General features: G+C 49.1%; 16 protein-coding genes. 11 read left to right on the top strand and 5 right to left on the bottom strand.

Going from position 1 to position 13,368, the window contains the following annotated elements; translation table 11 throughout:
• Nucleotides 1-137 precede the first annotated feature (137 nt).
• A complete protein-coding gene (locus SP68_RS28985) occupies nt 138-260 on the bottom strand; it encodes a hypothetical protein (protein WP_014228882.1) in 123 nt (40 codons plus the stop codon).
• Nucleotides 261-534: 274 nt separating this feature from the next.
• On the bottom strand, nt 535-879 hold the full coding sequence (locus SP68_RS27905) for a transcriptional regulator (RefSeq protein WP_223168509.1): 345 nt from the start codon (nt 877-879) through the stop codon (nt 535-537).
• 180 nt (nt 880-1,059) lie between these two features.
• Between SP68_RS27905 and SP68_RS26670 the strand changes: the two genes are divergently transcribed.
• The 6 genes from SP68_RS26670 (at nt 1,060) to SP68_RS16075 (ending at nt 5,860) form a co-directional block, all read left to right on the top strand.
• Nucleotides 1,060-1,281: a transcriptional regulator gene (locus SP68_RS26670; protein WP_004147982.1), complete on the top strand. Its 222-nt coding sequence runs from the start codon at nt 1,060-1,062 to the stop codon at nt 1,279-1,281.
• Between the two features lie 2 nt (nt 1,282-1,283).
• The gene (locus SP68_RS16095; protein ID WP_023297375.1) at nt 1,284-1,838 is read left to right on the top strand and encodes a toxin YdaT family protein; all 555 of its coding nucleotides are present in this window, start codon (nt 1,284-1,286) and stop codon (nt 1,836-1,838) included.
• Nucleotides 1,839-1,889: 51 nt separating this feature from the next.
• Nucleotides 1,890-2,873, top strand: a complete 984-nt coding sequence (locus tag SP68_RS28935) for a DnaT-like ssDNA-binding domain-containing protein (RefSeq protein ID WP_040975723.1) — start codon at nt 1,890-1,892, stop codon at nt 2,871-2,873.
• Complete coding sequence (locus tag SP68_RS16085) at nt 2,785-3,330, top strand: replication protein P (RefSeq protein WP_223168508.1); 546 nt, start codon at nt 2,785-2,787, stop codon at nt 3,328-3,330. The genes SP68_RS28935 and SP68_RS16085 overlap by 89 nt, the downstream gene beginning before the upstream one ends.
• 13 nt (nt 3,331-3,343) lie before the next feature.
• Entirely contained in the window at nt 3,344-3,784 is a 441-nt protein-coding gene (locus SP68_RS16080) for a PerC family transcriptional regulator (protein ID WP_021462584.1), read from the top strand.
• 312 nt (nt 3,785-4,096) lie between these two features.
• Nucleotides 4,097-5,860, top strand: a complete 1,764-nt coding sequence (locus SP68_RS16075) for a sensor domain-containing phosphodiesterase (RefSeq protein WP_040975727.1) — start codon at nt 4,097-4,099, stop codon at nt 5,858-5,860.
• 343 nt (nt 5,861-6,203) lie between these two features.
• On the opposite strand, the gene SP68_RS16070 is transcribed toward SP68_RS16075, so the two are convergent.
• Complete coding sequence (locus SP68_RS16070; RefSeq protein WP_048333319.1) at nt 6,204-7,565, bottom strand: YncE family protein; 1,362 nt, start codon at nt 7,563-7,565, stop codon at nt 6,204-6,206.
• A 654-nt stretch (nt 7,566-8,219) separates the two neighbouring features.
• On the opposite strand from SP68_RS16070, the gene SP68_RS16065 reads away from it, so the two are divergent.
• The 5 genes from SP68_RS16065 (at nt 8,220) to SP68_RS16045 (ending at nt 11,038) form a co-directional block, all read left to right on the top strand.
• Entirely contained in the window at nt 8,220-8,453 is a 234-nt protein-coding gene (locus SP68_RS16065; protein WP_040975731.1) for a DinI family protein, read from the top strand.
• Between the two features lie 62 nt (nt 8,454-8,515).
• Nucleotides 8,516-8,755 (top strand): hypothetical protein, encoded by a 240-nt coding sequence (locus SP68_RS26660; RefSeq protein WP_071583399.1) that lies wholly within the window; start codon nt 8,516-8,518, stop codon nt 8,753-8,755.
• A gap of 40 nt (nt 8,756-8,795) precedes the next feature.
• Nucleotides 8,796-9,188 carry a LexA family protein gene (locus tag SP68_RS16060; RefSeq protein ID WP_040975733.1) on the top strand — a complete coding sequence of 131 codons (393 nt, stop codon included), beginning with the start codon at nt 8,796-8,798 and terminating at the stop codon, nt 9,186-9,188.
• Between the two features lie 199 nt (nt 9,189-9,387).
• Complete coding sequence (locus tag SP68_RS16050) at nt 9,388-10,419, top strand: DUF968 domain-containing protein (RefSeq protein ID WP_040975739.1); 1,032 nt, start codon at nt 9,388-9,390, stop codon at nt 10,417-10,419.
• 16 nt (nt 10,420-10,435) lie between these two features.
• Nucleotides 10,436-11,038 carry a hypothetical protein gene (locus SP68_RS16045; RefSeq protein ID WP_023297381.1) on the top strand — a complete coding sequence of 201 codons (603 nt, stop codon included), beginning with the start codon at nt 10,436-10,438 and terminating at the stop codon, nt 11,036-11,038.
• Nucleotides 11,039-11,274: 236 nt separating this feature from the next.
• On the opposite strand, the gene SP68_RS27895 is transcribed toward SP68_RS16045, so the two are convergent.
• Both SP68_RS27895 and SP68_RS27890 read right to left on the bottom strand, forming a co-directional pair.
• Nucleotides 11,275-11,484 carry a hypothetical protein gene (locus SP68_RS27895; protein ID WP_129675911.1) on the bottom strand — a complete coding sequence of 70 codons (210 nt, stop codon included), beginning with the start codon at nt 11,482-11,484 and terminating at the stop codon, nt 11,275-11,277.
• Between the two features lie 1,125 nt (nt 11,485-12,609).
• Nucleotides 12,610-12,945 (bottom strand): hypothetical protein, encoded by a 336-nt coding sequence (locus tag SP68_RS27890; protein ID WP_064160814.1) that lies wholly within the window; start codon nt 12,943-12,945, stop codon nt 12,610-12,612.
• Nucleotides 12,946-13,368: the final 423 nt, after the last annotated feature.

Genomic DNA, 13,368 nt, shown 5'->3' with positions numbered 1-13,368 from the left:
GCATTCACCGCATTGCAAACCCTGATTTTTTATTTTCACTACTTCGACGCGCTTCGTCGGTGGTGTCGTGACGCTGATCTTCACGATTGAGCTTTTTCACCCTGCAATTCACCACCACGAAGCGCGCAGGATTTCCATTACATTTCAGAAGAGGCGCAGTCTGCCGGCTTACCTGAAAGCGCCGCGGTAAACTCGCTGAAACTCAGCGCCTCCTCACCTTCAGAGAGGCTTTCAAAATAGTCTTCATATGCTTTATCCATACTCATTTCCTTCCCTTAAGGCCGGGCAGCCGAACGTTGAACCTGCTGCGATTGATATTGCTGTCATCTCATCCGGTGTTTCGTATGCCGCCGGCAGCTACTTCGTGGGCTTCCTGCCTCGATGACGTCATAGGACGGAGATAGTATTATCGATATAAACTACATCTGTCAATTAAAACTGATGATTTAAATTTCAGAATTGGATGTGAGGTGGGGAGCAGGCACAAAAAAACCGCCCGAAGGCGGCGCTTATGAAGGGGCGGGTAAGGCTGTTCTAGTCTTTCTTTCGTTTCATTAAATATTCGTTCATGAAAGCATCGAGTTCTTCCAGCCTTAACTGCATTAACCCGACGAATCGTTCTTGCTCCACTTGAGGAAGCTGATCGTAAATTTCTATGAGCTTTTTGGTCTCCGGGGTAAGGACATAGATATCTTCCGATCTTGGCGGCTGCAGCGTCTCTTCGTCTTCATCTGTCATGAAAAACCAATACAAAGGTTTTCCTGTTATATCAGGAAGTTGCTCAAGCATTTCTTTCCTGGGAAGGATTCCAGCCTGACACCAGCCATTCACTGATTGGGATGTCGCACCGATCCTCCGCCCCAGTTCTGATTGAGACATTCCTATCTCATCTAAGACTCGTTGCAGTCGAACACCAAAGTTCATCTTCATCCACCCAAACAAACACATGAGAAAGATTATACAGATTTTTTCTTCAGGCCTCATATCGAATGATTTGACACTATCGAAATAAACTGATTAAACTGTAATTCAAATTTACAGTTCTTAGTGGAGCAGCGCATGAAGCCATCACTTCAAAAAAAATTACTTGCCGTGTGTAGCCAATCGGAAATCGGACGGCGGCTTAATCGGCGAGCACAAACAGTAAATGGTTGGTTCAAACATAAAGTTCCCGGCGAGTTGGTTCTGAAAGTCAGTAAGGCATTGGAGTGGAAAGTTACTCCGCATGAACTCAGACCAGATCTCTACCCAAACCCAACGGATGGATTACCGAAGGAGTAAGTATGCAAACCATCTCTTTTAAAAAACATAACCCGGTAATGGGCCTGCAACTGAACTCAGAAAATCAGTTTTCCGGTCTACGCCGGGCTCGGATGAAGAGTAGAGCAATTTTTGCTGCCGTTCAGGAATGGGAGTCGACTTTACCTGGACGTGCACAGGACCACATCGCGCAGCTGGTGGATGAGCAATGGAGAAAACAAAACGGTCGCGGAATAAACGTCAATAAACAGAATCTGTACCGCTACCTGAAAAACGAATCCGGATCAGAGAAGTACACCAGCTACGTCATGCAGCTTTCAGGAGCGATCGCTGATGCGATGCCTATTGAGATTGCGCGCAAACACGGATTGAAACGTGGATTGACTGAAAGCGAGCTGGTGGCTCAAGCAATCAAAGAGTGTAGCGAAGCGCACCAGGCAAAATTGCTTGGTGCTCCGTTGCAGAAGTTAGAGCGTGAAGTTCGGGAGGCAGCAATTGCACTTTTTAACATGCTTCCTGCAGATGCGGCGGGACCACTTCTGGCGAGCATCAGCGCCGTAGCGCCGCAGTTTTTCTAATCGAGTTTTGACAATGACCACCAGCACCAGCTGGCTAATAAGAGGTTTCAGATGGCCCGCATCAGAACAGTTAAACCTGAATTCTGGACAGATGAGAAGGTGGTGGAATGTTCAATTCCAGCGCGTCTCCTGTTTATCGGGTTGTTCAACTTCGCCAACGACATGGGATGCCTTGAGCGTTCGCCAAAACGGTTGAAGATGCAAATCTTCCCTGCGGACGCGCTCGATTGCGAACCACTAATACAGGAACTGATTACTCATGGATTACTCACTGAGTATTCAGTGAATGATGTCTGGTATTTGCAGATTAAAGGTTTCCTTAAGCATCAAAAAATAAACAGGCCTTCAGCTTCAAAAATACCTCTTCCGCCAGAACTCACTGAGGATAGGGCAGGAGAGGAAGAAAAGAGAGTGACTAATCAAGGAGGACTCAATGAGGACTCAGTGAATCCTCAAGGAGGGCTCACTGACGGAAAAGGAAGGGAAGGGAAGGGAAAAGGATCAAACCCCACTCTCTATGCGCAGGAGAGAAATTTTCCCCAGCAACCTAAGTATCTGCCTGGAGTGGATATTCCGATCGGAAAATTCACCATGCACGACCTTTGGCTGCCGTCACAAGACTGGCCGCGACTGGCTGCTACCTGGGGTATAGCGCTTCCCGAACCGGCATACCTGCCGACAGAGTTGGCAGAGTTCACCGCGTACTGGAAATCCGAGGGGAAAGTGTTCACTCAGATTCAGTGGGAGCAGAAATTTGCCCGCAGCGTGATAAGTGCCAGAGCCAAATCTAAACCACAACCAGCAACCGGAGGAAAAGACCATGCAGGAATTCAACCAGTTAACACCGCATCCCGGGCAGTTCAGGAAATTCAGGCAGCCAGAGAACGCTGTGAAAAGCAAAACGGACTTGCTGGCGGCGGATACGGCATGGCGGCTTTGGACAGTCATGGGGGAAATATTTTCGAACCGGTGGACCCAGAAGAACGGGGCGGCGCCCTCGGATATGTGGATTGCCCAGATTGGATCGATGAGTGAAGCCCAGATTACTCTGGTCTGCAGTCAGTGCATGGAGCGCTGCGCCGCGGGTAACACATGGCCACCGGATCTGGCTGAATTCGTTGCTCTGGTATCTGCCAGCGGTGCTAACCCGTTCAATCTGACATCCGAATCTGTAATGGCGGAATACAAGCGCTGGAGGAATGAGTCTTACCGATACTCGGGCAGCGACAAATACCCATGGAAACAGGATGTTCTCTATCACATTTGCATTGAGATGCGCAGAACCGGAGTTGAGAGGAACCTGACGGAGGGAGAGCTGAAAAAACTGGCAGAAAACTTACTTACGAAATGGACCAAACACCTGGCTAACGGGTTTTCGATTCCGCCAATTCGTCAGCAGTTGGCAGCACCGAGACATCCAGCGGGACCGACGCCAGCACAGATTCTGATGGAAGAGTACAAACGCCGCAAGGCGGCAGGTTTAACCAAGTAAACGAGTTTTGACCATGGCCAAACAATCAAAAACCAAAGTAACCAAAGCACAGATGGTGCTTGCCATCGTTAGCCGGACGCCAGAATGCGTCCTGCAGGATGTCTGCGATGCGCTCGACTTGCAAGCCAGTACAGCAGGTAACTTGCTGCGGCAACTCCATGCCGCGGGAAAACTCCATCGAACCCATAACGGTTGCCAGTATGTCTACCGGGTTGTTGCAGGCGTTGAGGTTCCCGATGTTGCCCTGCCGCAGACTGCAACACCATTATCTGAAGAGGATGTGAAAAAAGTCCAAAACGCACTGTCCCTGGCGAAGACGCTGGAAGACAAAAAGCTGTGGCGCCGGGCTGCGACTGTTTACACATCGATGCTTGGGATGACTACAACAGCAAACGAACTCTGGTTGCTTGCCAAAATGCGTAACCGCTGCCTGCGCAATGCGACGAGGTGCTGATTATGCCTAAAATGGAATCAACAGCATCTGGTACGGGATGTTAAAGCTAAGTTCAAATATTCCGGGATGAGGCAAAGCTGAGATGTCCGCTGAGTGCCAGGAGCGGACATTACTGACACAAACACAACCAGCAAATGGATTACTGGGCAGCCGGGGGCGACATTTCCGGGAGACAATCAACTGGAAACATTTTAATGTGAAAGTTTATGCAGGTCACAGCGTATGTATTACCATATGCCATTGGAAGAATGATGCATGCTACCTTTGAGTGTGGAATAACCAGAAGCCTATTGCGCCGGAGGATGTCTTGCCATGTTGACCGATCTCAGCAGAGATGAAAGTAAAAGACTTGCGGCAATCGACTTGTTGAAAAATCCTGACAAGGGCCGGGATGATGCGTTAAAAAAATATACTCATCTAATATGCCAATTGCTGAACATGCCGATGGGCTTTGTTTCTGTTCTCGATGAAGAAAAGCAATACATCAAATCAGCCCAAAATGTTGCCGTCACGGAAATCAGCCTGAGCGAGGCATTTTGCGTACAGACCCAGGAACAGAGTAAGACATTCATTTGTCATGACACTCATCAGCACCCTACCTTTCGTGACTATCACGCGGTGAAAGAGGCTCCATTCATTCGCTTTTATGCAGGCTGCCCACTTAAAACCCAGGATGGAGTACCCATAGGTACCTTGTGTATCCTCGATACTCAGCCCAGGGAACTTTCAGACGAGCAGCTCGATCTTTTTGAAAAGATTGCAGGACTTATATCGGATTTTCTGGCCTCGTGGCACTCCGTCGGCTACCTCGATATAGTCACGCTATTACCAAACCGGCAGCGACTGCTGAAGGATATAGAGGTTTCAACTGAAGGCGCATTCAGGCTCGTCATTATTGATTGTATTGATATGCCATTAGCCTACGAAATGGCTCGCTCCCTCGGTATGACAGCCGTAGAAAATCTACTTCGTAATATGGTCGCAGAGCTGCAGATCCGCCTGCCTTTAGAAGGGCCGCTCTACGCCGTGGCAGTTGGACGATTTGCCTTTTTTACCCATAAGGAAAAAATTCGGACATTAGAAGATATCTCTCAAAGCCTTCAGGGGATCCAGGCCAGGTTTACCCCTGAAGTTCCCCTTGATCTGGATATTCACATGGGTGACTCCGGGCTTTGCGATAAATCTCTGACATCGAATGAAATACTGCGCCGTGCAGTCAGCGCATTGCATGAAGGGATAAGTCAGGGGCGCCGGTTTACAGTTTATGATGACGCACTGGATAGCCGTAAGAAGACTGATTTCAGCCTTCTTACTGAAGTTAGGCAAGCGCTACAAGAAAACCAGGGCTTATATCTGGTTTATCAGCCGAAAATCTCACTGGTGACAGGGCGTGTGACGGGAGCCGAAGCTTTGCTTAGATGGCAACATCCTAAAAACGGCGAAGTGTTGCCGGGTGTGTTTATTCCTCTGGTCGAAAAGACCAGCCTGATGCGTGAACTCACAGCATGGGTTATCGATCACACGATTGTGCAACTGAGTGCCTGGCAAAGCCGTGGAGTTTCTTTACCTGTGTCGATTAATCTGGCTGCCAGTGATTTTTCAAGACCAGATTTCTGCGATGAGCTGGAACAGAAAATGCTGGACGCGCGTCTGGATCCCGCCCTGCTGGGGGTGGAGTGTCTGGAAACCGAGAAGATGCTGGAAAGCCCCGCTGCACTTATCGGCCTGGACATGCTCAAACAACGCGGATTTAAAATATCTCTGGATGATTTTGGTTCCGGATACAGCAACATTAATTACCTGCGACAAATCCCGATGGACATCATCAAGCTTGACCGCTCTATTGTGAGTAAGGTTGCTGGCGACAATGCCAGCCGCATCATTGTTCGCAACGTTATCACACTCCTCAAGCAGCTCGACTATATCGTTCTGGCCGAAGGAGTCGAGGACGCCAGGACCGTTGATATTTTAAGAAGGCTGGGCTGCGATGAAGTTCAGGGCTATTTTTTTGCCAAACCGATGACCCCTGATGCTTTTGAAACCTGGTATCACGGCAGAGACGAAGCCTTAAAGTGAACGAGTATTAAGTAAATACGTATGGTCGCCTGCCCGTAATATACAAATAAGAAGGGAACTGGTCATCCTGACCTGCTCTCCATTGATTATCAGAGGCCGATGCTCGTCCTGCATCCGGGTAATCATGACATATTCTCGCTTCCGCTTCTCGCTCAAAGCAGCCTCTTAGAGACTTGCGTGCGGAAAGATTCGGGTTGCATTTGGGGATCGCAATGGACATCAATCAGCATCGAGGATGAATACGTGAATACTGGGCAGGTATGCCGGATACCCCCTCCCGCTCCACGGGCGGAAGGGGGTAAATAATAATGTCAGGCCGGTCTGCCCGCGAATAAAGAAGTCGCTATTTTTTTTGGGTGATTTTCGTCACTGAACCTGTTTGAGTTTTGTCCCCGACAGCGCCATACATCGACACCACATAAACGGCGCCATCAGGCGCGGCAGTCAGGTGGTTTGGTGTTTCATCCATCGGAATATTAGCGACCAGTTTACCGTCCTTGTTCAGAACAGCAACGGTTCCACCTGCACGCGTGGCGGCGAAAACCTGAGACGTCACTGGATCCCAGACGACAGATACGCCTCCGGCACCAATATAAGTATCTGCGAGAACCTTACCGTCCGCATCAAGAACCACGACATTGTTCGTTTCCTGGGAAGCAACGTAAAGACGGCCAGTCGCCGGATCGCGAGTGATGTCTGTTGCCCCCTGCGCCTCAGGCACTTTCACCGTCGTGCTCTTACCCGTTTTGAGATCAATCCAACCTACCCATGGCGTATCACGGCTGACGCCGAAAAGTTTCCCTCCTGCACTGTCAAGGGCAAGATCGGTATTGTTAAACATGTTTTTGCCATGTTCCACTACGAACTCAAGTTGACCGATGTGTTCAAGTGATTTTGTGTCATATACCTCGATAAATCCGGTCAGCGCTGCACTGACATAGGCACGATTGTGGGCTTCATCAATAATCACATCGCGTGGATGTACAACAGACCCTTCGGGAAAGACTTTCACCACAGAAAGGGTCTTTGCGTCATAGACGGTCACCGTCTCGGCAAGCGTGTTCGTCGTCCATACATGGTTATGGGCATTATCAACACCGACTCCGAATACTCCAATCTGCTCTCCCTTTTTGTCTTTAGGCAGCGTCGCCTCCGCTTCGACAGCCAGCGTTCCTGCGTTCAGTCTCATCAGCCGGCTACCATCCTTCGGGCCGCGTGCAGAAGTCACGAAGAGCTTCCCATCGGCCGACACTGCCGACTGGTAAGCCCGCTCACCGACGGGAATTGTTTGCAGCCTGAAAGCCTCAGTGTTTTTCGGGGGAACAACCTTGGATAATTTCAACATAACCTGCGAAACGCTCGCGGGATTTTGCGTGATAACAGTGAGTGGATGAAGGCCTGTAGCAGCGTCGGCCGGAACATTTAGTGGAATAGTGAGATTTCCCTTCTCATCGGCAGCCAATGGCTTCGGCGTAAGGACTTCAGCACCATTCAGCATGGTGACAGTCGCACCTGTTGGCAGGTTCTTAATCGTGATCACCGTGTGATCTCCGGGCTTAACAGGAACTTCCCGAGATCCGGCACGAATACTACCTGGAAAGGTCGTGGTGGCTGCTGCCCATTGACTATCGGCGTATGCCGTTACGACGGTTGATATTGTAATAGTGGAGGCCAACAGCACTGAACGGACTGAAATTGTTCTCATCTTATCTCCATAAACTGTATTGATGCTGCATCTCAATGCAGCCACAGATTATTCCTCACGTACTGAGTATTACCTTCTGCTATGAGAAATATGTCTTGTTATGAGCATACTCAATATATCACGTTGATGTAAATGATTATCATTACTATTTTAGTGGTATATGAATGCCAGGAGTTTGATGTTCAGCGAGCTGAGTTTAGGGGGATCGCATTGTGCCAAGTGCGGACGCTCAGGAATTTAGTTTCAGCCACTTTAAAAGCGAGGTAAGCGACTCGACAGGTCCAGCATGACTACCAGGTGAGCGGGTTTCATCCCAGGGCATTGCATCATCAGTGCAGAAGTCTCCTGCACATTCCATTTCAAGACGTTCGTCAATTAAACCAACATTACAGAAGCATGTGACCGGGTGTTGCCACTTGTGTACTGACCATCTTAATAAATTCGAGTGTACGCCAGAGGTAGCAACGTTTCTTATCAACGGTGTTGATCACCACAAAAATGACTGTATCCCTGTGATAGCGGATTTCGTCCTTTGTGGAGAAAAGATCAATCTAAACATGAGCATGGGTTAGCGAAAAGTGGCATTAAACGCTTGAACATTTCACCTAACAAGTATACTGTTTATTTATACAGTATTTGCATGAGGAGCTAGTTATGAAAGTGGAAATCATAATTGATCGCCAAAAAAAATTGCCGGATGGTGCTGTGCCTGCTCTGGAGAAGGAGCTACTGCGGCGATTGGATCAAAACTTTAATAACTGCAGTCTTGTGATTCGTCGGGCCAGCTCTGATGGGTTGACCGTGCTTGGTGGAATGGACGGAGATAAAAAACGTGTAGAGGAAATCCTGCAGGACACCTGGGAAAGCGCTGATGACTGGTTTTGTTAAGTTGATGTCCAGTGGCTTGCCTGGTTTATTTTGAGGATTTTGCTGTGAGTAAAAAACAAGAAATGCCGAACACCGGCTATGCAATTATCAGATGCAACGATGGGGTGATAGTTGCTCGTCTGACATCCTTTCCTGTGTGTGAGCGCGCTCTGATGTACCGGCGCGGCGACACTGTTTCGTTTATGCCTTTGCAGCCGGATGAGATCGTGGGGACTCTCTCTCTTTTTTCACAGATGATTGAAAAGGCTAAGTCTGGAGTTGGTTACCAGGTTCCCCCTGGTTCTGTTACAATCCCGTCATAGGCCTGAACAACCTATACCTGCTGCGTCGCGGAGAGAAACCATGACGCAAACCCCCGAAGTATCAAAATCCCATCAGACTGGTGCTCCTTCATCGAGCGCCGGTTTGCTTTCGTCTTCAAAACTAACTTTTCGCCAGCAGGAAGTTTTCGATCTGCTGGTGGCCTACATCAATCAGCATGGCTACCCACCTACGCTATCTGAGCTGGCCGATATGCTCGGCGTTAGCTCGTCTAATGCTGTTCTGTTGCATCTACGTGCGTTAGAGAGAAAAAATTTTATAAAACTCTCTTGCCGTGTCTCCAGAGGAATTTCCATCGTCGGGCGAAAGGAGCCTATGCTCGCCGTGCAGCTGTTGCAGGAGATGATCGCTGAAGAACCCGGCGCGCGTGAAAGAGCGATTGAGTTTTTGCGACTGTTTGGTGATCAGCCATGAAGAAAAGTTGGTTTTTACACGAGCAACTTTCAGAGGCTGAGGCTACAGAGCTGGTGGAGCGATACCGTAAAAATAACTGTGTGGTTGAGAAGAGCTTATCCAGAGACTTTGCATCGTGGGAGATCCGCGTGCTGTTGCCGGAATCGAAGAAGCCGCCACGGATTGACAGGACCTACATACAGAAGATGTGGAGGGACTGATGCGAGCTTTGCTTAACGTGGATATTGCACGCCATCTTGGAATTGTGCTGCTTAAGCCGGGTAGTGAATTAATGCCGTTATTCGGTGCCGGCCGGGTTCTTGTTGAAATGCCGCCGGCAAGCATGAAAAAGATACCCAGCGGGCGTCTTCCTGATGCCCGGCAGCCGTTGCGGGATGATATGGGGCTCAGACCATTTTTCATGAAGAAGGCAGTTATCACTGCGGCTGGTGGTGTTAGTGCCCTCGAGTCATGGTTGCGTAGGCAGGTTAAAAAATGTCAGTGGACACATTCCGATTACCATCACCATGAGCTCGTCCCGTTTCGCCATTCGACGGGTGTAATAATCGCATGCTGGCACTGTGATAATGAGCTGAAAAACCAAACAGAACAAACCCTCGATCAACTGGCAGGCATTAATAACGCTGACTGGATAATCGACACTGCCCGCATCGCGCTTGGGCTGGATGCTCAGCGATTACTGTCACTGGCGGAGCTATGCTGGTGGGCGGTAGGCGCCGGGATTGGCGATGAAATTACAGAAGAAATGGCGCGCCGATCCCTGCGTATTAAAGACGATGGCATTAAATCGGTTTACAGGGAGAGTGAGATTGTTCCGTCGGTACCGGCCACCAGCATTCTTTCTCCCCGTCTCGAAAAAGCAATCAGGCCAACGGCAATAACAACGCCGGGCAAACCTTTGGTTCCTGTGAACGTCGATCCTGTTGCACCGGCGACACTATTCGCGAGACCTAAGCGGAGCCGATGGTTATCAGCTGACTTTATCTCATGGGTGAAAAAACAGCCGTGTATGTGCTGCGGGCAGCCTGCAGATGATGCACACCATCTTATTGGCTGGGGGCAGGGCGGCGTAGGCACCAAGGCCCACGATGTTTTTACGATCCCATTATGCCGCAAGCACCACCGCGCTTTGCACCATGACCCTGCCGCTTTTGAGCGTGAATACGGCACCCAGCCGGTATTGATTATTAAATTGCTGGACCGGGCATACGCGCTCGGCGTTCTGGCGTAGTAAGGAGAAGAACAGAATGACACCACGTCAACGCCGTCTGCACCGTGCAGGATTAGAAACAGTGGCCGCCGCCCCGCGCAAAAGCTGGCTGGGCCGATTCACTCCCCTTAGTGGCATTCAGTCCGCCTGGATAAAATCTCTGCTTACTGTTTGGGGGGAAGGGATGAGAGGAGGTGCTGCCCCGCGTAAACCATCAGGACATTCATGCTGGCGAGGAATGAAGGGTGATCACTGGTCAGATAAAGCATTAGAACGCTTTACGGCAGCAATCGAGCAGGCAAGAAGTGAAGGGTATCGCGGGCGACAGGCATTAAGCAGGGCGCATGCCATTTTGTGGCCGAAGCCTGCAACGGTCGCCATTGACGCTGCGATCACTGAGGATGATGTTGAATTTGTTGAACGATGTGTACTGGCGATATTTGAAACGGGTGATCCGGTTTATCTCGTTGGCGTTAACTATTACACCACCCGCAAAAAAATCTCAGACATAACACGGGAAATACAGCTGGTGGCGCCATGGTTAACAGACAGTGAGGCCCGGAAAAGAGTGCGCTGGTGCCTTGAAATATTCAGAGCAAAAGCTTTCCTTTCCGTTCATAAGGCGATTCATGCGGATTAGCAAAAAGTGCTATGTTTCCTGTTTGGTATTGAAAACGGGCCAGAAAGTTAGATAATCCCTTCATGCTTGGCAGAGCTGCGCCACTCGGCAGCGACAAAAAGCGACAATCTGAATATAACGAAGACCCCGCCCGTGCGGGGTTTTTGCTTTCCGGCGATACGACAGGGGTATTCGCGAGATGCGCTGCATCAATACCCCTGTCATATCGTCGTGTTGCATACGTAATCTCACAGGCTTCAGCGTTCACCGGGGATTTTTAGTAATATTTTGAAGATCTTCAGGGCTTCGGTTGTTAACTGATCATGTTCGCGAAAGTAACTGTCACACGCTGCCTGCTTTTGAGCAGGGGATAGATTGGGATTACTTGTTAATTCGGAAGTTTTAGCTGCTATTTCTGCCAAACGTTCAAAAATCTCTGAAATTCTTTGGTTATCAGTAGACAGCATTTTACTTACCTCGTATTTACCTGATATCAGTGGGTGCTGCATTGAGTCAGGGCTTTGCAATAGCTTCAAGTATTAGAATGCATACAATTTAAGTGGGCTGTTGCTGGCTTATATTATGGCAGAGGCGCTGGCGGTATGGTCAGATATTGACACTTTGAATGTTTGCATCCTAAATTATTGATGTGGTGAATCCCCCTGTGCGGAGGGGCGACCAGTCAGTTACAGAAACCTGTAAATGCAGCGCGGGCCATGCCGACTGGGGCATGCTCACCGGGAGGCACCCGGCACCACACTGATGCCTTAACATAGTGACTGTAATGACAAAACCTTAGCTCTTTATGTCTGTCAGTCGATGATTAACGAACGTAACGGTAAAAACGAAGGCTTTCCTGGTAAATCGGTAGCTCGGACTATTAGGTACACCTTCCTTTCGTTACTGCCTTGGTAGCCGACTTTCCTCCAGCTTCTCTAAGTGGTTTTTTTGTTCATAATCTGCTCGAATTTGTGGCGAGCTTCCACAGATTGATTTTCAGTATGGTTATACTGTGAACTTATCTCCTTAGTTGATAACGATTATTGTTATCACTCCTTGCCTCGTTAAAGAGCTAACACCGCGTTATATGCGTATTCCGGGGATAAGCGCCGGAAAGGGGATGTGACTAAATGTATCGAGACCCAGCTCCTGCGGGGTTTTCTTTTCCTGTGCCCCTTCAATAGTTGCAAAACCTTTACATTTTTATTGATTGGGTTCTTAATCCACCCTGAGGAACAGAGAATAAGAAGGTGGAGTAGTGGATCTCATTGAGTTGGCAGAGGGCGTAATCTGGCTATTGCTTGTAGTTCTCGCAACGTTTTTAATTGACCTTTGGTTCAGGCGTAAATGATTTCGTTATTAATGAGTTGAAGTAAGCATAATTCTCAAAAGGCTCGCATTCGCGGGCCTTTTACGTAACTGCAATCCCGTCAGGGCTATTAGGTAGAGCTGTGCTGCGCGACACGTCAATGCCATTCCGCGCAGAGTCCTGAACCAGATTGGAAGATGCCACTCAGTGGTGGCAGCACCGACGGCGCGTTAAAGAGCACCGCCGGGGCCCTGGTGGGCTATGACCAATTTGTGTGAACTGACTAACCTTTGTCATTGTGTATATCGGAATTACCATCAGGAGGTGCTCGGTCTGTCTCATAGTCATTTGCGGAGTAACAGCGGACGGGAGCGGAATTGGATGGCCTATCGTCGTCGTCGATAGTGGCTATTTTGCATAGCTCACCATCAGCCGTATTAAACAACAGAACCTCGGTCACATCTCCTTTGGCATTTTTCTTTTTTTCGATAAGTTGCCATGTTCCTGCTTGATTTTCGTATTTAGCATGCGGCTCGTCAGGAATTGGTGGGGGAGAAGATCTAGCATCATCACACCCGGAGATGCAAATCATGACAAGAACCGGAAGAAATTTGTTCATGTGATTACCTTGATTTGGCAGAATTTATCGGTAAGACGTTAGATGTTCATGAAAGTTCACTATTGACTTATTCAATTCGGTAACCTGTATGGCTCACATTCGCGGGCTTTTTCATCTATGCACCTGTGCCGGTGCATATCATCCTCAGAGCCTTAACAGGCGTGAGCCGATCAGTGGATCCTATGCATCCTGTCAATATCTGTAGGGGCTGGAAAAGGATTATGCCAAAGTCGAGAGCAACGCCAAAGGCGGTGCGCGCTCGCTGGCGAAATTCACCACAGGCGAGTATGACGCCTTCCTCTGGGTATCTGCGCCGGGCCGGTCGAATAAGTTTCTGGGCGCTGTTTGCCGTTGTGCTGGTTGTAGCATGGCACTGGCTGGCATGCTCATGGATGTGCTGCTGGTTATCCTCGAGGCGTTGGA

Origin of the sequence: Klebsiella variicola (genome assembly GCF_000828055.2) — a bacterium.
In the GTDB taxonomy this organism is placed as follows: Bacteria; Pseudomonadota; Gammaproteobacteria; order Enterobacterales; family Enterobacteriaceae; genus Klebsiella; species Klebsiella variicola.
This window is presented reverse-complemented; position numbering and strand designations above follow the sequence as displayed.